The sequence below is a fragment of the Ralstonia sp. UBA689 genome (assembly GCF_002298975.1).
Classification (GTDB): Bacteria; Pseudomonadota; Gammaproteobacteria; order Burkholderiales; family Burkholderiaceae; genus Ralstonia.
The window spans coordinates 215,203-235,849 of the sequence record NZ_DBMV01000041.1 but is presented as its reverse complement, the minus strand read 5'-3'; the positions used below and the strand labels follow the sequence as shown (position 1 = coordinate 235,849).

Genomic DNA, 20,647 nt, shown 5'->3' with positions numbered 1-20,647 from the left:
CTTAACTGAACGGCATTAGCCCCGAGGCGGGGCTTTTGTCATGCGGCGCCGGGTGGCGTTACATCTTCTGCTTGGCGCTGTCGGCCGCGTTCTCCAGCTTCTGGCCGCCGGTCTGCAGGTCCTTGCCGGCGCCGGCCATGGTGTTGCAGCCGGCCAGGAACAGGCACGTCAGCGCGAGTGCGGCACATAGGGTCTTCATCGAACGCTCCTTGCGGTATGAGAAATGGCATCGGGCCCGCGGCACATGAGTGCGGCAGGCGTGCGAGAGAAATCAGGGATGCGGATGGTGGACGGTCTGCTGGCGGGGCCGGTTCATGCCAGCGCGCTCTTCGATTACCTCGAACACCTTGTCGAGTTCGAGCGACTTGTCGAAGAAGTAATTGGCACCGGCTTCAAAGCAGCGTTGCCGGTAGGTCGGCACCTGCGCGTGGTTGGTGTAGACGATGCGCACGCTGGGCGACGCTTGATCGCGCAACGTTTGAAGAACCTTGAAGCCGTTCCCCTGACGCAACTGCAGATCGACGATCACGACATCGTAGTGGCCTTGCGCAAGCAGGCGCAGTGCCAAATCTTCCGTGTCGGCCCATTCGACCATCGCCACGAAGGCGGAAGCCTTCAGGTATTCCAGCACCATGCTGCGAAGCACGGGGGAGTCCTCGATCAAGAGGACTCGCAAGCCACGGGTGGAGAGGGTGACGGCTTGATCCAGCATGCGTAGATGGTATGCCAGCGTGCTGCGGGGGTGGTATCGGACGTTGTCCTACATGCCAACAGGGTTCGCGACAGATGCCGGCTCTGGGGCCTCGATTTCCGCCTTGATGAACCTTACTCAACCAGGCCGTTCTTGATGGCGTAATACGTCAGATCGGCGTTGGACTTCATGCCCATCTTTTCCAGGATGCGGGTGCGGTACGTACTGACCGTTTTGACGCTCAGGAACAGCTCTTCGGCGATGATCGACACCGATTGCCCGCGCGCGAGCTTGCAGAAGATTTGAAACTCGCGTTTGGACAGCGTCTGGTGCAGGGGCTGGTCGGTCGGCTTCTCCAGGCCACCGATCAGCAGTTCGGCTACCGTCGGGCTCACATAGCGGCGGCCCTGCGACACGGTGCGGATGGCCTTGACGAGCTCATCCGGCGCGCTTTCCTTGGTCAGGTAGCCCGAGGCGCCGGCGCGGATCAGGTTGATCGCGTACTGGTCTTCCGGAAAGGTGGACAGGATCAGCACGGGCAGATCCGGATGGCGCTGGCGCGCCAGCTTGAGCGTATCGATGCCGTTGCGATCGGGCATGGAAATGTCGAGCACGACCACGTCGAAGGTGTTGGTGCGGAGTTGCTCCATCACCTCTTCCCCGCTTGCCGCTTCCCCTGCGACTTCGATGTCCCGTTCTTCGGACAGGAACTGCCGAAGGCCGGCGCGGACGATCTCATGGTCGTCCGCAATCAGGACGCGAATCATGCTGCTCCTTGTGGACGGCGCGTCCGGCGGGTAGCCCGCACGCACACGCTGCGCTTGTTGGTTCGATACGACAACAATTGTATCGGACTGTGGCGTGAAACCGGAGTCGCTCGTGTCGGTCGGTGTCGGAGAGGGGGGGGATCTTTCGTGGGCACCTTTGGGGGTGCGCAAGTCGCAACATGCCAAGGTGTGCCTGGGCGCAACCCAAAAGAAAACGGGGCGGAGGGTGTCCGCCCCGTGTGATGGCCACGGTCTGCCAGGCTGGGCCCAGCGGTGACTGGCTTACTTGTTTTGCGCAGCCGCGCCAGCGTTCACGTTGGCATCAATGCTGGCGCCGCCGGCGACGTCTGCCTTGGCAGCCTTGGCGGTCTTCTCTGCCGACTTCTCGCTCTTGCTGACCGACTTGCCGACCTTCTCCGCGGTCTTGTCGACAGCGGCTTCAGCCTTGGCCTTGTGCTCGTGGACGGCCTTGGCGCCGTGTTCAGCCTTGGTGCTCAGTTGGCTCTTGGCGGCTTCGGTGTCCAGCTTGGCGCCGGCATCGGCCTTCAGGCCCGTGCCGATGCTGGTCTGAGCTGCAGCTGGGGTGGCGGGAGCGACGGCAGCCGTGCCATTGGTTTGCGGCGACACGCCGGCGTTGGCCGACGGAGTTTGTGCGTGAGCAAAGCCTGCGGCAGCAGCGATGGCGATGGCGGACAGGGAGATCAGCAGCTTGTTCATGGAGGAGACTCCTTTTCGTTCTGAACGGCCACGCGAGGAATTCGTCGCGGCATCACTCTGTGTTGGTGAGTGAGGCTTCAGTCTAGGGAGCCCTTCCGGTTACGATTGTTAGGGGGTGTAAGCCTTTGTAATGAAAGCATTGCCCCTCTTGAAATGCCGCCGGAGTCAATGTCTGCAAGGGTTTGCAGGCGTAAGACATGGCGCTTCAGACGCCATGTCTTAAACGTCTTGTCACAGAATCAGAGGTTCGGGGCGAGGGCGCGCTCCACAAAGGCGCGGTCTTCGCCGCTGCGGGCGATCATGTCGTCCACCTGGTCTTGGCCGATCTTGCCGATCGTGAAGTACGTGCTGTCCGGGTGCGACAGGTAGAAGCCCGACACGGACGCAGCGGGCGTCATCGCCAGCGCTTCGGTCAGGTTCATGCCGATCTCTTGCGCGTCGAGCACGCGGAACATGTCGCGCTTGACGGTGTGTTCCGGGCAGGCAGGGTAGCCGGGCGCGGGGCGGATGCCCTTGTATTCCTCGCGGATCAGCGCGTCGTTGTCGAGCGTCTCCTGCGCGGCGTAGCCCCACAGGTCGCGACGCACGCGGGCGTGCAGGCATTCAGCAAAGGCTTCGGCAAAGCGATCGGCCAGGGCTTTGAGCATGATCGCGCTGTAGTCGTCGTGGTCGGCTTCGAACTGCTTCTCGCGCTTCTCGACCCCGATGCCGCCCGTGACGGCAAACAGGCCGATGTAGTCGGCAATGCCGGTGCTCTTGGGCGCGATGAAATCCGCCAGGCAGCGGTTCGGGCGCGTCACGCCGTCGATGATCGGGCGCTCGCTCTGCTGGCGGATGTTGCGCCAGGTGAGCGCGACTTCCGAGCGCGATTCGTCGGTGTAGATCTCGATGTCGTCGTCGTTGACGGTGTTGGCGGGCAGCAGCGCGATCACGCCGTTGGCGGTGAGCCAGCGCCCGGCAATGAGGCGCGCGAGCATGCTCTTGCCGTCGGAGAACACGCGGCGGGCCGATTCGCCCACGATTTCGTCGTTGAGGATGTCCGGGAATTTGCCGGCCAGGTCCCACGTCTGGAAGAACGGGCCCCAGTCGATGTACTGCGCGAGTTCGTTCAGATCGTAGTTGCGGAACACACGGCGCCCGATGAACTTAGGCTTGGGCGGCGTGTAGTTCGACCAGTCGATCTTCGTCTTGTTGGCGCGCGCGGCGGCCAGCGACACCATCGGCGTGGCTTTCTTATTGGCGTGCTGGGTACGGATTCGGTCGTAATCGGCGTGCAGCTCTTCGACGTAGCGCGCGGCGCCTTCGTCGGACAGCAGACTCGATGCCACACTCACCGAGCGCGAAGCGTCCGGCACGTAGACGACCGGCCCCTCGTAGTTGGGCGCGATCTTCACGGCGGTGTGCACGCGGCTGGTGGTCGCGCCGCCGATCAGCAGCGGGATCTTCTTCACGCGGAAGTATTCGTCGCGCTGCATTTCCGAGGCCACGTAGGCCATCTCTTCCAGCGAAGGCGTAATCAGGCCCGACAGCCCGATGATGTCCGCGCCTTCCACCTTCGCCTTTGCCAGGATGTCGTTGCACGGGACCATCACGCCCATGTTCACGACTTCGAAGTTGTTGCACTGGAGCACGACGGTGACGATGTTCTTGCCGATGTCGTGCACGTCGCCCTTGACCGTGGCGATGACGATCTTGCCGCGCGAGCGCACGTCGCCGCCTGCCGCTGCAATCTGGCGCTTTTCTTCTTCGATGAACGGAATCAGGTGGGCCACCGCCTGCTTCATCACGCGGGCGGATTTCACCACCTGCGGCAGGAACATCTTGCCGGCGCCGAAGAGGTCGCCGACGATGTTCATGCCGTCCATCAGCGGGCCTTCGATCACCTGGATCGGACGGCCGCCGGCGGCAAAGATCTTCTGGCGGACTTCTTCGGTATCTTCGACCACGTAGTCGGTGATGCCGTGCACAAGTGCGTGCGCCAGGCGTTTTTCCACCGACTCCTGGCGCCAGGCCAGATTCTCTTCGCGCTTGGTGCCACCGCCCTTGTAGCGGTCTGCAATTTCCAGCAGGCGGTCGGTCGCATCCGGGCGGCGGTTGAGCACCACGTCTTCCACGCGGTCGCGTAGCTCGGGGTCGAGGTTCTCGTACACGCCCAACTGGCCCGCATTGACGATACCCATGTCCATGCCCGCCTGAATCGCGTAGTACAGGAACACAGTGTGGATCGCCTCGCGCACCACGTCGTTGCCGCGGAACGAGAACGACACGTTCGACACGCCGCCGCTCACCTTCGCGTACGGCAGGTTCTGCTTGATCCAGCGCGTTGCCTCGATGAAGTCGACCGCGTAGTTGTTGTGCTCCTCGATGCCGGTGGCGACCGCAAAGATATTTGGGTCGAAGATGATGTCTTCCGGCGCAAAGCCGACTTTGTTGACGAGGAAGTCGTAGCTGCGCTTGCAGATCTCGGTCTTGCGCTGGTACGTGTCGGCCTGGCCCTGCTCGTCGAAGGCCATCACCACGGCGGCGGCGCCGTAGCGCTTGATCAGCTTGGCGTGGTGGGCGAACTGTTCTTCGCCTTCCTTGAGCGAGATCGAGTTGACGATGGCCTTGCCCTGCACGCACTTCAGGCCCGCCTCGATCACGTCCCACTTGGACGAGTCGATCATGATCGGCACGCGCGCGATGTCGGGCTCGGAGGCAATCAGGTTCAGGAAGCGAACCATGGCTGCCTTGGAATCGAGCATCGCCTCGTCCATGTTGATGTCGATGACCTGCGCGCCGTTCTCGACCTGCTGGCGCGCCACGGCCAGCGCCTCGTCAAACTGGCTGTTCAGGATCATGCGCGCGAACGCCTTGGACCCGGTGACGTTGGTGCGCTCGCCGACGTTGACGAACAGCGTGTCCTCGCCGATGTTGAACGGTTCGAGGCCGGAAAGGCGCATGGGGTGGTCGGTCATGATGGTGCGGGGTTCGGTCAGGCGGGGGCGTGTTCGCCCAGCTTTAACAGGTTGCCGTGCGGGTCGATCACGTAGAGCTCTTTCATGCCCCACGGACGCACCGCCGGCGGCGCGAGTTCAAGCCCGCGCGCGGTGAATTCTTCAAACAGCGCTTGCGTGCTGGGTACACGCAGGTAGCACGAGGTGTTCTCGGCGATGCGGCGGTCGTCGCACGGCCAGAAATGGAGTTCGGCGCTATCGCGATGCACGATCAGGTAGTCGTCCACCAGCAGCGCTTGCGTAAAGCCGAGCCGCTCCGTGTAGAAGCGGGCCGACTCTTGCAGGTCCAGCGAGGCCAACACAGGGATGGTGCTGTCGATGCGCGCGGTCATGGCGGTTTCAGGCGGCGTCTTTGTATTGGCCGGGCCATGCGCGCGGCTTGCGATTGGCCACGCGCTCGGCAATCGCCTTGATGTGCTCGGGCGTGGTGCCGCAGCAGCCGCCCACCAGGTTCACGAGGCCCGCGGCGGCAAATTCATCGACCAGGCTGGAGGTGACCTCGGGCGTTTCGTCGAAGCCCGTGTCGCTCATCGGGTTGGGCAGGCCGGCGTTCGGGTAGCACGACACGCCGGTGTCGCAGATCTTGGACAGCTCGGCGATGTACGGGCGCATCAACGCGGCGCCCAGCGCGCAGTTCAGGCCGAAGGTGATCGGCTTGGCGTGGCGCAGGCTGTTCCAGAATGCTTCGACGGTCTGGCCAGAAAGAATGCGGCCCGAGGCGTCGGTCACGGTGCCGGAGATCATCACGGGCACGCGCTCGCCGGTGTCTTCAAAGAGCTGATCGATGGCGAACAGCGCTGCCTTGGCGTTGAGCGTGTCGAAGATGGTCTCGACCAGGAAGACATCCGCGCCGCCTTCGAGCAGCGCCTTGCCTTGCTCGTAATACGCGTCGCGCAGTTGGTCGAAGCTGACGTTGCGTGCGCCCGGGTCGTTCACATCGGGCGAAATGCTGGCGGTCTTGGGCGTCGGGCCGAAGGCGCCGGCCACGAAGCGGGGCTTCTCGGGCGTGCTGTACTTGTCGCAGGCCTCGCGCGCGAGGCGGGCGGCCACCACGTTCATTTCGTAGGCCAGGTCCGCCATCTTGTAGTCTTCCTGCGCGATGCTCGTCGCGCCGAAGGTGTTGGTTTCGATGATGTCGGCGCCGGCCGCCAGGTACTGCTCGTGGATCTCGCGGATAACCTCGGGGCGCGTGAGCAGCAGCAGCTCGTTGTTGCCCTTCACGTCGATCGGGTGGTTGGCGAAGCGCTCGCCGCGGTACTGTGCCTCGGTCAGTTTGTAGCGTTGGATCATGGTGCCCATCGCGCCGTCCAGGACGAGGATGCGCTCGCGCAGCAGCGCGGGCAGGTTGGCGGCACGGGTGTAGGGCTGGGGCGCGGTCATGGTGACTCCGATGGGGCGTTGGCCAGACAGGGCAACAGATTTGACGGCCAAAGGCGAATTTTACCAGTCGCATCAATGACTTGCCGCTGGCGTGGGTAATCGCACTCCTATAATCCACATCACGCTCTTTTGTGGATGCCATCATGCAACTGCTCGACCCCACCGATGCCCATTCTTTCCTGCAGCGCACCCCCGCTGCGCTCTTCATTGATTGCCGCAGCGAGATGGAGCACCTGTTCGTCGGCCATCCGTCCGGCGCGCACCATGTGTCGTGGAACGATGGCCCGCACTGGGAGGTGAACCCGGAGTTCGTGCCGACCGTGCGCAAGCTCTCAGGCTACGGCGTCGAGCGGCCCATCGTGCTGATCTGCCGCAGCGGCAACCGGTCGGCCGCGGCTGCGCAGGCGCTGGAGGAGGCGGGCTTTCGCGACATCTATGTCGTGCGCCATGGCTTCGAGGGCGATCTCGATGGCACGCGCCATCGCAACACGCTCAATGGCTGGCGGCATGCCGGTATGCCCTGGGAGCAGTGTTAAGCGAAAACTATCGACCCGATAGTCGATGCACACATGAAAAAACGCCCGGCAGCGCCAGGCTCCGGGCGTTTTTTCTTGCTCGTCGGGCGGACAATATGACCCGCCACCCACGATGCACGTTGTTCAGTGCATCGTCACCGGCTGCGTCATCACCGTGTCGAACTTGCCGAGGAAGTCGTCGACTTCTTCGACCGTCGGCTCACTGGCGATCAGCCGTTTCACGTCTTCGCGGAAATGCTCGGCCAACTCGCCGCCGAGGAAGATTTCGCGCTTGAGGTTCTTGTCAACGATCTCATAGCCGCCCGCGGACAGCATGGCGTGCTGGCCATCTGCACCGAATTCGACAACGCAATAGTTGTCGCTGTTGTAGATCATTTGCATGGTGCACCTCCGGGGCGTCAATCGTCTTGCTGTTGTCGGACTGCTGAACTGCTGCACCGGGTAGATGGGGCCCACGGTCGCGACTTCAAGGGCCGATCAATTCCCGCGTCATGACCGTTCTGCCCCATCTACCCCTTGGGCTTAATGATTGGCTACAAAGTTCGCGAATGCGAGGCGGAATGTGTCACGGGCGTTGTTATCGCGTAACAAGACCTTTCCGCGCCTGCATCGAACGGTGCAAGCAGTCTTCCATCGTTTGATGGGTAGACGGCGGGTCGAGTGCGCGGCGCCTGCAACTACCGGCAGGGCAAGGACACTTCAGGGCGTGTCACATTGACTGCCGCATCCCGCGTGCCCGAGGAATTCATCCAGATCGGCGAGGAAGGCATCGTCCTGTTCGATGGGGGCGAGATGGGCTGCGCGCGGCATCACTTTCAAGCGCGCATTCGGGATGCGCGAAGCGATTTCGCGCGCGACCTCCACCGGCGCGCCGGAGTCTTCCTCGCCTGTCATGACCAGCGTCGGGCAAGCGATGCGCGCCAGGGCGCTGCGCGTGTCGAGCGCCTTGATGGCCAGGCATGCGCCGACATAGCCGTGCGGCGGCGTGGCGCGCAGCAGAGCGCGGATGCGCTCGGCTATTTCGGGGTGCGATTCGCGAAAGGGCGTGGTCAGCCAGCGTTGCAGCGTGGGTTCGACGATGCCGCCCATGCCGTGCGCCTCGACCTGTCCGATGCGCTCGTCCCACATGGCATGCGCAGATAACGGCGTGTGGCAGACGGTGTCGCACAGCGTGAGCGAGAGCAGCCGCTGCGGATGCCGCACGCCCAGAACCTGCCCCACCATGCCGCCCATCGACAGCCCGACGAAATGCACCTGCGGGATTGTCAGCGCGTCGAGCAGGCCGGCCACGTCGTCGGCCATCTGGAACAGGGTGTAGGCGCCGTGCGGGGCGGTGGTCTGACCGTGGCCGCGCGCATCGTAGCGCAGCACGCGGTGGCGTGTGGCAAGCCGTTGGGCGATGCCGTCCCAGAGCCGGAGGTCGACACCCAGCGCGTGTGCGAGCACGACCCACGGGCCGTCCGCGCCATCGATGCGGTAATGGATGTCGATGCCGTTGGCGTGCGCGGTGCCGGTCTGGGAGAGGGCGGTGCTCATGATCGGCCTCCTTCCTCGGATTGGTAGACGAGTTCGAACTGCATGCCGTTGGGCTCGGTCTGGCGTAGGCGTACGGGCAGCCAGCCGCGCTCGGCGGACAGCCAGATCTCCACGCGCCGCTGGTCGCCTTCGCGGCGCGGCAGTCGCACGAAGTGCTGCGCATGGATCGTGCCTTCGGGCGTGTCGATGCTGTCTTCGCCGACATGCTGGACGCGGGCGACCTCGACGCTGTCGGTATCGGCGATCGGGATTTCCAGCGTGAGGCCCGGGCTGGTGAAGCGCGAGGGATTGCCGCGCGCCAGCCCCGTCAGTTGCAGGAAGACGCTGAAGCGGTCCTGCGTGCCGTCGGGCAGAGGCAGCACGGCGGGCGTGCGGGTAAAAGTGACGATTGGCGCGCTCTGTGCGCCCGAGGCCGGTGCGGATTCGGTGGCGTAGTGGAACATCGTCACGTCAGGCTGTCGGCGCCCGCGCACTTCTTCATAGCGAGCGGGGGCCAGACCGTAGGTGGCAATGGCGCCTGCACTGCGGAAGGCCAGGCTGCCGAAGAACAGCGGCAGCGGAATTTCGACGGCCAGCGTGTAAGTTTTTCCATCGGTGGCCCAGCGGATCACACCGTCTTCGTTGCGTACGCCATTGACGTAGGTGGCGTAGTGCAGCGTGGCGGAGGGCGGTGCCGCAAAGCCGGCCTCGGGCGCTCCGGGCGCGGCCGGCCCGTTGCCTTCGCCGCTCAGGTCGCGGATGAGCCCGGTGTCGCCGGAGGCGGCCGCCCCCACTCCTAGTGGGATGTCGGATGTCTCGGGCGCCGGTGCCTCTGCCGGGGCGAGGGCCGGCGTAGCCCGAGGCGGTGCGGGACGCGGTGCGGGCTTCGGTTGTGCCCTGGGCGGTAGAGCTGACGGCTGCACGGGTTCCGGATGCAACAGCAGGGTGGGGACGATCTGTTCCGGCTCGGGCGGCCAGGCCACCGAGTGGTTGCGCGCCACCCACACCACAGCAATGCCGTGGGCCACCAGCACCGCCAGCGCGATCACCCCCCAGCGGCGCCAGTGGCGTGCGTGCGTGGCAGTGCGGTCGTCAGGGTTGCGGGGCGTTGGGTGCAACGTATCCAAGATCGGCGGAGAGTTGTTGTGCGGCCAGCCGCAAGCGGCGCTCCAGCGGGCCGCTCCATGTGGTGTCGAAGGTGCTTTGTGCGCCCAAGGCGATCAGCACGAGGCACAACTGGCCGTTGGCGTCGAACACCGGCAGCGACATCGCGTTGATGCCCGGCAGTACGCCGCCGTGGATGCGTGCGGCGCCATGGGCGCGCACGTCGGCGCAGAGGGCGTCATACGCGGCCAGCGTGCGCGGCAGTTCTGGGTTGCCTTCATCTGCGCCTGCGCCGTCATCATTGGCGGCGGCGCGATCGAGTTCACGCTGGATGAACGACTGCGTTTGCGCGCGGGGCAGATAGGCGCCGAACACGCGGCCGGTGGCCGAGTTGAGCATCGGCATCACATCGCCCAAGCGCAGGCTCACGGTCACGGGGTGGCTGGCTTCCTCCCAGTGCACGATGGCCGGGCCCTGATTGCCCCAGACGGCCAGGCCGATGGTGTGATCAATCTCATCGCGCAGCGCGGCGGCGGCTGGGCGGGCGCGGCGCATCGGATCTTGCCGGTTCAGGCTAACCAGGCCCATCTCCAGCGCGAAGGGGCCGAGATCGTAGCGGCCCTCGGGCGTCTGCGTGACCAGCCCCAGACGCGTGAAGCTCACCAGGTAGCGGTGTGCCTTGGCCGGGTTCATGGGCGCGGCGCGCGCCAGGTCGCGCAGCATCATCGGGCCGTTGGTGTGCGTGAGCACTTCCAGCAGCCGGAAGCCGACTTCAATGGACTGGATGCCCGAGCGCGCGGGCGCATCGTCGGGCGCGCTGTCGCCATCGGCATCGGGCTCCAGGTCGAGATCGGTGTCGGAGGGCGGCGTGGACATTGTCGGGTGCGGGGGGGAATGGTTCGGGTCAGTTTAGCCGATGCATGGTGTAGCATCCGCGCAGCCTTTTTCTGCACACGACTCACCATGAAACTCGCCACCCTCAAGGATGGCTCGCGCGACGGCCAACTGGCCGTGGTCTCGCGCGACCTGAAGACCGCGCACTACGCCACGCACATCGCCGGTACATTGCAGCGCGCGCTGGACAACTGGGCGTTCTATGCGCCACAACTGCAGGAGCTCTACGAGCAGCTCAACGCCGGCCGTGCGCGCCACCCGTTTCCGTTCGACCCGGGCAACTGCATGGCGCCGCTGCCGCGCGCGTACCAATGGGCCGACGGCTCGGCCTATGTGAACCACGTGGAATTGGTGCGCAAGGCGCGCGGTGCCGAGATGCCTCCCGAGTTCTGGACCGATCCGCTGATGTACCAGGGCGGTTCCGACGATCTGGCCGGCGCGCATGATGCCATCGTCTGCCGCAGCGAGGCCTTCGGCATCGACTTCGAGGCCGAGGTGGCCGTCATTACCGGCGACGTGCGGATGGGTGCTGAACCTGCCGCCGCGGCCGAGGCCATCCGCCTGATCGTGCTGGCCAACGATGTGTCCTTGCGCAACCTGATTCCGGCGGAACTCGCCAAGGGTTTCGGCTTCTTCCAGAGCAAGCCGGCGACGGCGTTCTCGCCGGTGGCGGTGACGCCCGACGAACTGGGCGATGCCTGGCGCGAGCGCAAGGTCCACTTGCCGATGACGGTGCGCTGGAACAACAAGAAGGTCGGCCAACCGGATTGCGGCACCGACATGGTGTTCGACTTCGGCCAACTCATCGCGCACATCTGCAAGACGCGCAACGTGCGCGCGGGCAGCATCGTTGGTTCGGGCACGATCTCCAACGTGGACCGCAGCAAAGGCTATTGCTGCATTGCCGAGAAACGCATGCTGGAAACCATCGAATCCGGTGCGCCCGTCACCGAGTTCATGCGCTACGGCGACACAGTGAAGATCGAGATGTTCGATCCCAATGGCGCGTCGATCTTCGGGGCGATCGATCAAGAGGTTGTCGCGCCCGGCACGCAAAGCTGAGCGTTACGCTGATTCGGGTGCGGTCCTCGGACGGCGCCCGCGCTTGGGCGTGGTGGTGTTGCCGCCGGCACCGGCCGTCAGCGCCTGGCCGTGGTAGCCCAGGCGCAGCGACAGCGCCCGCCCGGCCTCTCGCAGTAGCCGCGAGGCTGCCCCCTCCAGGCTGGAGTCGAACACGCTGGACAGCCCCAGCGCCGTGATCGCCCCCGCCAGCTTGCCCTGCGCATCGAGCACCGGCACAGCCACCGAATCGATGCCGTTGACCAGCGTGCCGGCGATGCGCGCCACGCCCTCGTGCCGCACCGCTTGCCAGCGCGCGCGGCAGTTCAGCCAGTCGGTCAGGCCGGCCTTGCCGGCGCCGGGGCCGCGCAGTTCGCGGTCGATGAGCGAGACGATCTGGATTTCAGGCATCCATGCCGCGCATGCCTGGCCCGTGGCCGAATTCAGCAGCGGCATGACCGAGCCCACCCGCACGTTGACCGTCACCGGCCGGCCGCCGTCTTCCCAGCGCACGATGACGGGGCCGCGCTCGGTCCAGACCGACAGGAACACGCTCTCGTTCAGCCGCTCGGCGAGCTTGGGCAGCATGTTGCTGCCCTCGCGCACGAAATCCACATCGGACAGCGCCGAGAGCCCCACCTGCAGCGCCTGCGTCCCCAGCCGGTAGCGCGCCGAAGCCGGGTCCTGCTCGACAAAGCCCATGCGCTCAAGCGACACCAGATAGCGGTGCACTTTGGCGCGCGGCATGCCGAGTTGCCGCCCCAGTTCGGAGACCGCATGCGCGCCGCCGGCGTGCGCCATCGCCGAGAGGACGGTCAGCGCGATCTCGGCGGACTGGATGCCGGCGCTGGCCCGCTCGACTGGGGCGTCATCGGGTGGAAGGTCGTCGGGAAGATCGTCGGCGGGGAGCATCTTGAAGTCTCGGTTGTCGCTTTATAAGATACGCGTTACGAAAAAGGATACAGCCGGCGGGCGGCTCTGCGCGCCGGAAAAGACCTGAAGACCCGAAGACCCGGAGACGCCATGAAGCTGTCGATCTTTTCCGTGCAGGACCACTATCCGGACCGGCACCGCAGTCTGCCGCAACTCTACGCAGACGTCATCGCCCAGGCCCGCCATGCCGAGGCGCTCGGCTACGACACCTTCTGGGTGGCCGAGCATCACTTTCACGAATATGGTGCGGTGCCCAACCCGGCGGTCTTTCTTTCGCACCTGGCCGCCCAGACGCACCGGCTGCGGCTGGGCACGGCCATCTCCATCCTGACGTTCCACCACCCGGCCACGGTGGCGGAGAACTACGCGATGGTCGATGCGCTCTCGGGCGGGCGGCTGTCGCTGGGCGTGGGCTCGGGGTATCTCAAGCACGAGTTCGAAGGCTACGACGTCGACCCCGCCATCAAGCGCGAGCGCTTTGACGAAACGCTGATGCTGGTCGAACGGTTGCTCTCCGGCGAGCGCGTGCATCACGAAGGGCAGTTCCACACGCTGCGTGACGTGCGCCTGAACGTGTTGCCGGTGCAGGCGAGCGTGCCGATCCACGTGGCGATCCTGCGGCGCGAGGCGGCGTACCACATCGGCCGGCAGGGGCGGCGCATGCTGTTCGTGCCGTACGCATCGGTGGATGGCTTCGATGACATCCGCACGCTGATGGACGACTACCGCCGCGGCCTGGCCGAAGCGGGCATCCACGATGCGCGCGGCATGGCAGCGGTGGCACTGCACACGCACGTCGGCCCGACGGAAGCCGCGGTACGCGCCACCGCCGCCGCGCCGTTCGACCTGTACGTCGCCACGCGGCTCTATGCGCGCCGACAAACGTATGACGATGTGCTGGCCAGCGGACTGTCGTTGTTCGGCACGCCAGACGCGGTGGCCGACAAGCTTGCGCGGCTGTCCGACATGGGCATCGATCATGTCATGGCGTTGCATAACTTCGGTCTGATGCCGCAGGCGGCGGTGCTGGAATCGATGCGCTCGCTGGTGCAGGACGCGCTGCCGCGCGCTGGAATCACGGCGCTGGCTGCATAGGTTCTCATCCGGGGCGTGCGGCTCTAGAATCACGGCCGAACTCAAATGAGGCCGAGCCATGGAGCTACGTTTCCGGATCAGCGCCGAGCAATGCCAGGCGCTGGCGGACCGCATCACAGCCAAACGTATCGCGCGGATCGCGAACAGACGGGCCGCCATGCAGGCGCGCATCGAGTCATTCCTGCAGCGGCGTCTGGCGTTCGTGCTTCTGGTTGCCCCTCTTGCGGGGGCTGCCCTGATGACGCTGACCGGGCCATCGCGCCGAGGCATGATCGAAACCGTGCTGCCCTTCGCGTTGGTCGCGCTCGTCTATGGCGCGCTCTGGTGGCGCTTCGGTGCGGCGCTGGTTCGCTTCATCCTGCGTATCGGCCAGCGGCTCAGGTCGACGGTCGAACGGTTCACCGCCCCGCTCGTCGCGGGTGTCACCAGGCGATCCGTCCAACGCAGTGTGGCGCGCCTGGAAGGGCTCCACCGTTGGGTGTTGGCGCCCTCCGCCCTGTCGGTGCAGGGGCCTTCCGGCAAGACCGCCGTGATCCCTTGGCAGAACGTTGCCCGTCTGCATGATCAGGGGGATTTCTATCAACTTTTCACGCGCACTTCGGCGCGTTTCGGGTTGGCCTATTACCTGGCCAAGTCCAGCTCGGAAATGGATGCAGATGCCTATGGCGACGTCCTGCGCCAACTGGGCGAGCGCGTGCCGGTGCAACCTGAGCCATGAGGGCGATAGCCTGGCGCTCGCTGCGCCGCGACGCCCGGGCAGCCCCGCATCGCCAAACCGCTGCAAAACGGCTACGCTCTTCGCCAAACCACGGGAGGAGACACCCATGCAGCGACGTGCAGCAGTGTTGGTCGGGCTGGCTTGCGCCGGCGTAGTCCTGTCCTCCGCCGCACTGGCGGACATCCGTATCGGCGTGACAGTCTCCGCGACCGGTCCGCAGGCCTCATTGGGGCTGCCGGAGAAGAACGCCACCAAGCTGTGGCCCAGCGAGATCGCCGGCGAGAAGATCGAGGTCATCGTCCTCGACGATGCCTCCGACACCACGCGCGCCGTCACCAACACGCGCAAGCTGATGAGCGAATCCAACGTCGACCTCATCGTCGGCTCGTCCACCACGCCCAATACGCTGGCGATGATCGACGTGGCCGCCGAGGGCAAGACGCCCGTCATCTCGCTGGCATCGTCCGCGCGGCTGATCGAACCGATGGACGCGCGCCGCCGCTGGATCTTCAAGACGCCGCATTCGGATTCGCACATGGCGTCGCTCATTGCCGAGCACGCCGCCGCGCACGGCGTGAAGACCATCGCCTATATCGGCTTTGCCAACGCGCTGGGCGAGGCCTTCCTGACCGAGGTGCAGCGCTTTGCCGACCTCAATCACATCCGCATCACCGATACCGAGCGTTTTGCGCCCACCGACAACAGCGTGACGGCCCAGGTGCTCCACCTGCTGGCCGACAAGCCCGATGCGGTGGTGATCGGCGGCTCAGGCACGCCGGCCGCGCTGCCGGCGCGCGCGCTGGCCGAGCGCGGCTATACCGGCAAGATCTACTTCAACCACGGCGTGTCGAACAACGAGTTCGTCAAGCTGTGCGGCAAGGATTGCGAAGGCGCCTACGTGCCGACCGGTCCGGTGATGGTCGCCGCGGAACTGCCCGATACCAATCCGGCCAAGAAGCAGGCGCTGGAATTCACCCGCCGCTACGAGGCCGCGCACGGCAAGCGCACCGTCTCGATCTTCGCCGCCTACACCGGCGACGTCGGCCTGCTGCTGCAACGGGCCGTGCCGGCGGCGCTCAAGCGTGCGAAGCCGGGCACGCCGGCCTTCCGCGAAGCGCTGCGCGACGCGCTGGAGCACGTACGCGATCTGCCTACCAGCACCGGTGTCGTTAACATGAGCGCGCAAGACCACGTGGGCCTGGACCAGCGTGCCCGCGTGATGGCGCAGATCCGCCGTGGCGAATGGCATCTGGCCGACAGCGCGAAGTGACGATACTGCACTTCTGGCGTTGCGCGCGCGACGCCATCCGCTATGCTTGATTCACATTCCGATTCATCATGACCTCGCTCGCTCCCCGCTTCGCCCGTTACCAGGCGCTCACGCTCGTCCAGCACGGCCCCATCCTCGAAATCGTGATGGGGGCCGCCCAGTCGGCCAACCGCAAGCTTTCCACCGCTGATGCCAATCTGCACCGCGAGCTGGCCGAGATCTGGCGCGATGTCTCCGCCGAGCCTTCGGTGCGCGTGGCGCTCATCCGTGGGGAGGGCAAGGGCTTCTCGGCCGGCGGCGACCTGCACCTGGTCGAGCAGATGGCCGAAGATTTCGACGTGCGCACGCGCGTCTGGCATGAGGCGCGCGACCTCGTCTACAACCTCATCAACTGCGACAAGCCCATCGTCAGCGCCATGCACGGCCCGGCCGTGGGCGCGGGACTGGTAGCCGGATTGCTGGCGGATATCTCGATTGCAGCGCAGGATGCGCGCATCGTCGATGGCCATACGCGCCTGGGCGTGGCCGCAGGCGACCATGCGGCGATCGTCTGGCCGCTGCTGTGCGGCATGGCCAAGGCCAAGTACTACCTGCTGCTGTGCGAGTCCGTCACCGGCGATGAGGCCGAGCGCATCGGCCTGGTGTCGCTGGCCGTGCCCGAGGCGGATCTCGTCAATCGTGCCTTTGAGATTGCCGAGCGGCTGGCGGCGGGCTCGCAGACGGCCATCCGCTGGACCAAGTACGCGCTCAACAACTGGCTGCGCCTGGCCGGGCCCAGCTTCGATACGTCGCTGGCGCTCGAATTCATGGGGTTTGCGGGGCCCGACGTGCGCGAGGGCATCGCCAGCCTGCGCCAGAAACGTCCCCCCACATTTGACGGCACCTGATCCGACGCTGGCCGATTCACGATTTCGTAGGAGACACCATGTTCACCCAGATGCCCAACTTTGCCGAAGGCGGTTTCGAGTTCCTGCGCAAGCTGTGGGGTGGCGGTATGGCGGGGATGGCCGGAGCCGGCATGCCCGGCATGGCCAATTTTGCCGCGCCGCCGATGGACCTGGAGGAGCTCGACAAGCGCATCCACGACCTGCGCGCGGTGGAAAGCTGGCTGCAGTTGAACGCCAGCCTGCTGCGCACGGCCATCCAGGGGCTGGAGGTGCAGCGTGCCACGCTGGTGGCCTTGCAGACCTTCGGCTCGGCGCTGTCGCCGGACGCGATGAAGAGCGCGTTCGACAACTTGTCAGGCAGTGAGGCCAAGCCTGCGGCGGAGTCCAAGCCGGCCTGGCCGCATAGCGCGACCACGGCCAAGCCAGCTGAAGCCGAGCCCCCCGTCCCTGAAGACAAGGCCGAGGCCGAGGCGGAAGATACCGACGGCGATGAGGCCGAAGCACGCGCACAGGCCGCCTCCCAGGCTCAGGCCGCCGCACGCGCCGCCGCCGCCGCGCTGGACCCGTCGCCGTGGTGGAACATGCTGCAGCAGCAGTTCAACCAGATCGCCAGTTCGGCCGCCGCCGCCATGCCGCTGCCGCAGAGCCTGATGCCGGGGTTCCCGAGCGGGTTCCCCGCGTTTGGCGGGGCGCCGGGCGCGGAGGGGCTCGACACGGCGCCGGAAGACATCGAAGAGAAGACCGCGCCCGCCAAACCGAAGCCTGCCGGGGCCAAATCGGCGGCCAAGCCGACGCCCAAGGCTTCGAGCGCAGCTGCCAAGGCGCCTGCGGGCAAGACTGCAAAACCGGCCACCAAGACAGCCGCCGGCAAAACCGCTGCCAACAAGGCCCCGGCCAAGGCTGCGCCGCAAAAGCCGGCCAACGACAAGCCCTGATCGATGTCGACGGATTGCACCGCACTGTTGATGATGGGCGGTGGGGCGCGTGCCGCCTATCAGGTGGGCGTGCTGCGCGGCATCGCGCGGCTGGCACGCGAATGCATGCCGGACGTGGCCCGCACGCCGTTCGACCTGATCTGCGGTACCTCGGCGGGCGCCATCAACAGCCTTGGCCTGGCGCGCGGTGCGCAGGATTTCACGCAGGCCACCGAGGCCCTCACGCAGCTCTGGGCGAGTCTGCACGCTGATCGCGTCTACCGCACCGATATCGGCCGCGTGGGTGCCAGCGGTGCACGCTGGCTGACCGCACTGGCGTTCGGCTGGATGACCGGCCGCACGCCGCGCGCGCTGTTCGACAACACGCCGCTGCGCGAGCTGCTGCAGGCCCAGCACGACGGACAGCAGGTGCAGGCCGCCTTCGATGCCGGTGCGCTGCGCGCGCTCGCCATCACCGCGCTGTCATACACCACGGGGCGCCACGTCACGTTCTACCAATCGCCGCACGTGGTGCTGCCGTGGCGGCGTTCGCAGCGGATTGCGGTGTCCGACGAAATTGGCGTGGCGCACATGCTGGCGTCGTCGAGCATCCCGTTCGTCTTCCCGGCCGAGCCGGTCCAGTTGGAGGGCAATGACGAATGGTTCGGCGACGGCACGATGCGGCAGATGTCGCCGCTGAGCCCAGCCATTCATCTGGGGGCGAATCGCATCCTGGTGGTGGGCGCTGCCTCGCGCTCGCAGCCGGGGTGGTACGACACGGTGCCGGCGTCGGGCTATCCGTCGCTGGCGCAGATTGCAGGGCAGGCGCTGGCGAGCATCTTCCTCGACGGCTTGTCGGCCGACATCGAGCGGGTGCAGCACGTCAACGCGATCGTCAGCCGGAACCCCGAGATTGCCGATGCGCGCGACGGCTGGCGCAAGATCGAAGTGCTGGTCATGGCGCCATCCGAGCGCATCGAGCTGATTGCGTCACGCCACGTACAGCGCCTGCCGAGCACGGTGCGCGCGCTACTCAAGCCGCTGGGCGGCACCGAAGCACGCGGTGCGGCGTTCGCCAGCTACCTGCTGTTCGAGCCGGAGTTCACCCAGGAACTGATCGACCTTGGCGAGCGTGACGTGCAGGCGCGGCGCGACGAGTTGGCGGCGTTTCTGTACGACGTGGTGCCCGACACGATGCAGGCGGCGTGATCAACGCGGCGCCGGCTCGGCCAGCAGTGCGTCGATGCGCTTGGTGAATGCCGGATCGCCCGGTTCGACCTTGCTGGGGAATACCGCCACCACGCGGCCGCTGCGGTCCAGCAGGTACTTGTGGAAGTTCCACTTGGGCGGCAGCCCTGTCTGCGCGGCCAGCCAGGTATAGAGCGGCGAGGCCCCCGGCCCCACCACCGCCGTTTTCGAGAACATCGGGAATTTCACGCCGTACGTGTTGTAGCAAAAATCGGCAATCTGCTTGCTGGTGCCGGGTTCCTGCTGGAAATCATTGGATGGGAAGCCGAGCACCGTCAGGCCCTTGTCACGGTACTTCGCATAGAGCGCCTCCAGGCCTTCGTACTGATAGGTGTAGCCGCAGTAGCTGGCCGTGTTGACCACCAGCACCACGCGGCCGGCGTACTGGCAGAGGTCTTGCGGAGCGTCATCCTGCAGGCGTTTGACGCGGAAGTTCAGGCTGGCGGGGCAATTGCCCGCAACGGCCGGCGGCTGAGCGGCGGGCGCGGCCGTTGCGGCATGGCCGGTGCGCGGCAGCAGCAACGCAATGATGGCAATGACGATGGCGATCGCAATAACGAGCAGATGATGCCGTCGCAGCACGCCTGAGGTATGCCGTTGCAAACGCCGAGGGTGGGCGGAAACGATGGCGGAAAACAACATGTCAGGCCTCCGAAAGCTGGGAATGCATCAACTGTCTTCAGTTTAGGGTACAACCCCCGGGAGGTGCACCGCGCCAAAAGTGCTTCGCGCGTGGCACGCCATTCGTCGCGCCGAGCGCGAGGCTTTCTATACTGGACAGCGCGCTGGGCGCTCCAGGTAGCGAACAGGCCCACCCCACACAAGACGACGGCCCGACGACTACCGGGCTGCCGATCACATCGCGGCACACCGCGCGGCGATGCGCCACCGCCCGGCGCATCCAAGGGGGTCGCCAAGTCACGCGACGTGCGTGACACCGGCAGGCCTGTTGTGATGAGGAAACGGGCAGACACTGTTCTTTGCTCCGGTAGCCATGAAAAACCGGGGCCAGTCAAGCATGTCTGCTAGAATCCGCCTGCAAATTCAAAGGCTTACCATGCTCTATCCCGAATTGTTCAAGTCGTTGGAAGCGGTCCGCTGGAATATGGAGAAGGATATTCCGTGGGACCAGTTCGACGCATCGCTGCTGACCGATGCGCAAGCGCAGACCATCAAGATGAACGCCATCACCGAGTGGTCCGCCCTGCCGGCCACCGAGATGTTCCTGCGAGACAATCGCCACGACTCCGATTTTTCGGCGTTCATGAGCGTGTGGTTCTTTGAAGAGCAGAAGCACTCGCTGGTGCTGATGGAATACCTGCGCCGCTTCCGTCCCGACCTCGTGCCGACGGAGGACGAGCTGCACAACGTGCGCTTCGAATTCGACCCGGCGCCGCCGCTGGAAACGCTGATGCTGCACTTCTGCGGTGAGATCCGCCTGAACCACTGGTACCGCCGTGCCTCCGAGTGGCATACCGAGCCGGTCATCAAGTCGATCTACAAGCACCTGTCGCAGGACGAAGCCCGCCACGGCGGCGCCTACCTGCGCTATATGAAGAAGTACCTGAGCCAGTTTGGCGACAATGCCCGCAGCGCGTTCGCCAAGATCGGCGTGCTGATGGCCTCGGCCCGCCGCACGGAAAAGCCGCTGCACCCGACCAATCTGCACGTCAACAAGGCGCTGTTCCCGCAGGACACGGTGCAGTCGCGCCTGCCGAACCCGGATTGGCTGGAGCACTGGCTGGACGAGCAGATCAAGTTCGATGCCGGCTGGGAGAAGAAGGTCATCGAGCGCATCCTGCACAACATGGGTCTGCTGTTCGAGCGCACCTTCGAAACCGTGCAGGACCTGAACCGCTACCGCAAGGAACTGAACGCACGTCTGCTCGGCTCGGCCGGTGCCGAACAAGCGGCCTGATCCTT

22 protein-coding genes are annotated in these 20,647 nt (G+C 65.5%); 9 read left to right on the top strand and 13 right to left on the bottom strand.

What is annotated here, in order from left to right:
* Positions 1-58: 58 nt before the first annotated feature.
* The 7 genes from B4F51_RS20475 to B4F51_RS20445 form a co-directional block, all read right to left on the bottom strand.
* Positions 59-199, bottom strand: a complete 141-nt coding sequence (locus tag B4F51_RS20475) for an entericidin A/B family lipoprotein (protein ID WP_296228513.1) — start codon at positions 197-199, stop codon at positions 59-61.
* A 72-nt stretch (positions 200-271) separates the two neighbouring features.
* Entirely contained in the window at positions 272-712 is a 441-nt protein-coding gene (locus B4F51_RS20470) for a response regulator (RefSeq protein WP_296228512.1), read from the bottom strand.
* A gap of 113 nt (positions 713-825) precedes the next feature.
* A complete protein-coding gene (locus B4F51_RS20465) occupies positions 826-1,458 on the bottom strand; it encodes a response regulator (protein ID WP_296228511.1) in 633 nt (210 codons plus the stop codon).
* A 282-nt stretch (positions 1,459-1,740) separates the two neighbouring features.
* Positions 1,741-2,175, bottom strand: a complete 435-nt coding sequence (locus tag B4F51_RS20460; RefSeq protein ID WP_296228510.1) for a hypothetical protein — start codon at positions 2,173-2,175, stop codon at positions 1,741-1,743.
* Between the two features lie 239 nt (positions 2,176-2,414).
* On the bottom strand, positions 2,415-5,132 hold the full coding sequence (gene metH / locus B4F51_RS20455; protein ID WP_414706800.1) for a methionine synthase: 2,718 nt from the start codon (positions 5,130-5,132) through the stop codon (positions 2,415-2,417).
* A 17-nt stretch (positions 5,133-5,149) separates the two neighbouring features.
* Positions 5,150-5,503 (bottom strand): bleomycin resistance protein, encoded by a 354-nt coding sequence (locus tag B4F51_RS20450; RefSeq protein ID WP_296228509.1) that lies wholly within the window; start codon positions 5,501-5,503, stop codon positions 5,150-5,152.
* 7 nt (positions 5,504-5,510) lie between these two features.
* A complete protein-coding gene (locus B4F51_RS20445) occupies positions 5,511-6,551 on the bottom strand; it encodes a homocysteine S-methyltransferase family protein (protein WP_296228508.1) in 1,041 nt (346 codons plus the stop codon).
* 143 nt (positions 6,552-6,694) lie between these two features.
* On the opposite strand from B4F51_RS20445, the gene B4F51_RS20440 reads away from it, so the two are divergent.
* The gene (locus B4F51_RS20440) at positions 6,695-7,087 is read left to right on the top strand and encodes a rhodanese-like domain-containing protein (RefSeq protein WP_296228507.1); all 393 of its coding nucleotides are present in this window, start codon (positions 6,695-6,697) and stop codon (positions 7,085-7,087) included.
* A 123-nt stretch (positions 7,088-7,210) separates the two neighbouring features.
* On the opposite strand, the gene B4F51_RS20435 is transcribed toward B4F51_RS20440, so the two are convergent.
* The 4 genes from B4F51_RS20435 to B4F51_RS20420 all read right to left on the bottom strand — a co-directional run bounded on the left by B4F51_RS20435 (position 7,211) and on the right by B4F51_RS20420 (position 10,582).
* Positions 7,211-7,468, bottom strand: a complete 258-nt coding sequence (locus B4F51_RS20435; RefSeq protein ID WP_295497407.1) for a BTH_I0359 family protein — start codon at positions 7,466-7,468, stop codon at positions 7,211-7,213.
* Positions 7,469-7,786: 318 nt separating this feature from the next.
* The gene (gene pcaD, locus B4F51_RS20430) at positions 7,787-8,623 is read right to left on the bottom strand and encodes a 3-oxoadipate enol-lactonase (RefSeq protein WP_414706799.1); all 837 of its coding nucleotides are present in this window, start codon (positions 8,621-8,623) and stop codon (positions 7,787-7,789) included.
* The gene (locus B4F51_RS20425; RefSeq protein WP_296228506.1) at positions 8,620-9,729 is read right to left on the bottom strand and encodes a DUF3108 domain-containing protein; all 1,110 of its coding nucleotides are present in this window, start codon (positions 9,727-9,729) and stop codon (positions 8,620-8,622) included. The genes pcaD and B4F51_RS20425 overlap by 4 nt, the downstream gene beginning before the upstream one ends.
* A complete protein-coding gene (locus B4F51_RS20420; RefSeq protein ID WP_296228505.1) occupies positions 9,695-10,582 on the bottom strand; it encodes an IclR family transcriptional regulator in 888 nt (295 codons plus the stop codon). Before B4F51_RS20420 ends, B4F51_RS20425 begins: the two co-directional genes overlap by 35 nt.
* Positions 10,583-10,669: 87 nt before the next feature.
* On the opposite strand from B4F51_RS20420, the gene B4F51_RS20415 reads away from it, so the two are divergent.
* Entirely contained in the window at positions 10,670-11,662 is a 993-nt protein-coding gene (locus tag B4F51_RS20415; protein ID WP_296228504.1) for a fumarylacetoacetate hydrolase family protein, read from the top strand.
* A gap of 3 nt (positions 11,663-11,665) precedes the next feature.
* Here B4F51_RS20415 and B4F51_RS20410 read toward each other — a convergent pair whose 3' ends face one another.
* Entirely contained in the window at positions 11,666-12,571 is a 906-nt protein-coding gene (locus tag B4F51_RS20410; RefSeq protein WP_296228503.1) for an IclR family transcriptional regulator, read from the bottom strand.
* A gap of 111 nt (positions 12,572-12,682) precedes the next feature.
* Here B4F51_RS20410 and B4F51_RS20405 point away from each other — a divergent pair, with 111 nt between their 5' ends.
* The 6 genes from B4F51_RS20405 to B4F51_RS20380 all read left to right on the top strand — a co-directional run bounded on the left by B4F51_RS20405 (position 12,683) and on the right by B4F51_RS20380 (position 18,685).
* Positions 12,683-13,687: an LLM class flavin-dependent oxidoreductase gene (locus tag B4F51_RS20405; protein WP_296228502.1), complete on the top strand. Its 1,005-nt coding sequence runs from the start codon at positions 12,683-12,685 to the stop codon at positions 13,685-13,687.
* A gap of 58 nt (positions 13,688-13,745) precedes the next feature.
* Entirely contained in the window at positions 13,746-14,405 is a 660-nt protein-coding gene (locus B4F51_RS20400) for a hypothetical protein (RefSeq protein WP_296228501.1), read from the top strand.
* 106 nt (positions 14,406-14,511) lie between these two features.
* A complete protein-coding gene (locus tag B4F51_RS20395) occupies positions 14,512-15,675 on the top strand; it encodes an ABC transporter substrate-binding protein (RefSeq protein ID WP_296228500.1) in 1,164 nt (387 codons plus the stop codon).
* A gap of 68 nt (positions 15,676-15,743) precedes the next feature.
* A complete protein-coding gene (locus B4F51_RS20390; RefSeq protein WP_296228499.1) occupies positions 15,744-16,562 on the top strand; it encodes an enoyl-CoA hydratase/isomerase family protein in 819 nt (272 codons plus the stop codon).
* 38 nt (positions 16,563-16,600) lie between these two features.
* Positions 16,601-17,497 carry a PhaM family polyhydroxyalkanoate granule multifunctional regulatory protein gene (locus tag B4F51_RS20385; protein ID WP_296228498.1) on the top strand — a complete coding sequence of 299 codons (897 nt, stop codon included), beginning with the start codon at positions 16,601-16,603 and terminating at the stop codon, positions 17,495-17,497.
* A gap of 3 nt (positions 17,498-17,500) precedes the next feature.
* On the top strand, positions 17,501-18,685 hold the full coding sequence (locus B4F51_RS20380; RefSeq protein ID WP_296228497.1) for a patatin-like phospholipase family protein: 1,185 nt from the start codon (positions 17,501-17,503) through the stop codon (positions 18,683-18,685).
* Here the strand turns inward: B4F51_RS20380 and B4F51_RS20375 are convergent, their stop codons facing one another.
* Entirely contained in the window at positions 18,686-19,366 is a 681-nt protein-coding gene (locus B4F51_RS20375; RefSeq protein ID WP_296228496.1) for a glutathione peroxidase, read from the bottom strand.
* A gap of 415 nt (positions 19,367-19,781) precedes the next feature.
* On the opposite strand from B4F51_RS20375, the gene B4F51_RS20370 reads away from it, so the two are divergent.
* Complete coding sequence (locus B4F51_RS20370; protein WP_296228495.1) at positions 19,782-20,642, top strand: ferritin-like domain-containing protein; 861 nt, start codon at positions 19,782-19,784, stop codon at positions 20,640-20,642.
* The last annotated feature ends 5 nt before the right edge of the window (positions 20,643-20,647 follow it).

Bases quoted from the DNA above. Each gene is read 5' to 3' on its own strand.
- B4F51_RS20380 (WP_296228497.1), top strand. From the start codon at position 17,501: ATGTCGACGGATTGCACCGCACTGTTGATGATGGGCGGTGGGGCGCGT.
- B4F51_RS20410 (WP_296228503.1), bottom strand. From the start codon at position 12,571: ATGCTCCCCGCCGACGATCTTCCCGACGACCTTCCACCCGATGACGCC.
- B4F51_RS20450 (WP_296228509.1), bottom strand. From the start codon at position 5,503: ATGACCGCGCGCATCGACAGCACCATCCCTGTGTTGGCCTCGCTGGAC.
- B4F51_RS20445 (WP_296228508.1), bottom strand. From the start codon at position 6,551: ATGACCGCGCCCCAGCCCTACACCCGTGCCGCCAACCTGCCCGCGCTG.
- B4F51_RS20390 (WP_296228499.1), top strand. From the start codon at position 15,744: ATGACCTCGCTCGCTCCCCGCTTCGCCCGTTACCAGGCGCTCACGCTC.
- B4F51_RS20400 (WP_296228501.1), top strand. From the start codon at position 13,746: ATGGAGCTACGTTTCCGGATCAGCGCCGAGCAATGCCAGGCGCTGGCG.
- B4F51_RS20420 (WP_296228505.1), bottom strand. From the start codon at position 10,582: ATGTCCACGCCGCCCTCCGACACCGATCTCGACCTGGAGCCCGATGCC.
- B4F51_RS20385 (WP_296228498.1), top strand. From the start codon at position 16,601: ATGTTCACCCAGATGCCCAACTTTGCCGAAGGCGGTTTCGAGTTCCTG.
- B4F51_RS20470 (WP_296228512.1), bottom strand. From the start codon at position 712: ATGCTGGATCAAGCCGTCACCCTCTCCACCCGTGGCTTGCGAGTCCTC.
- B4F51_RS20475 (WP_296228513.1), bottom strand. From the start codon at position 199: ATGAAGACCCTATGTGCCGCACTCGCGCTGACGTGCCTGTTCCTGGCC.
- metH (WP_414706800.1), bottom strand. From the start codon at position 5,132: ATGACCGACCACCCCATGCGCCTTTCCGGCCTCGAACCGTTCAACATC.
- B4F51_RS20395 (WP_296228500.1), top strand. From the start codon at position 14,512: ATGCAGCGACGTGCAGCAGTGTTGGTCGGGCTGGCTTGCGCCGGCGTA.
- B4F51_RS20460 (WP_296228510.1), bottom strand. From the start codon at position 2,175: ATGAACAAGCTGCTGATCTCCCTGTCCGCCATCGCCATCGCTGCTGCC.
- B4F51_RS20370 (WP_296228495.1), top strand. From the start codon at position 19,782: ATGCTCTATCCCGAATTGTTCAAGTCGTTGGAAGCGGTCCGCTGGAAT.
- B4F51_RS20415 (WP_296228504.1), top strand. From the start codon at position 10,670: ATGAAACTCGCCACCCTCAAGGATGGCTCGCGCGACGGCCAACTGGCC.
- B4F51_RS20435 (WP_295497407.1), bottom strand. From the start codon at position 7,468: ATGCAAATGATCTACAACAGCGACAACTATTGCGTTGTCGAATTCGGT.
- B4F51_RS20465 (WP_296228511.1), bottom strand. From the start codon at position 1,458: ATGATTCGCGTCCTGATTGCGGACGACCATGAGATCGTCCGCGCCGGC.
- B4F51_RS20375 (WP_296228496.1), bottom strand. From the start codon at position 19,366: ATGTTGTTTTCCGCCATCGTTTCCGCCCACCCTCGGCGTTTGCAACGG.
- B4F51_RS20405 (WP_296228502.1), top strand. From the start codon at position 12,683: ATGAAGCTGTCGATCTTTTCCGTGCAGGACCACTATCCGGACCGGCAC.
- B4F51_RS20440 (WP_296228507.1), top strand. From the start codon at position 6,695: ATGCAACTGCTCGACCCCACCGATGCCCATTCTTTCCTGCAGCGCACC.
- pcaD (WP_414706799.1), bottom strand. From the start codon at position 8,623: ATGAGCACCGCCCTCTCCCAGACCGGCACCGCGCACGCCAACGGCATC.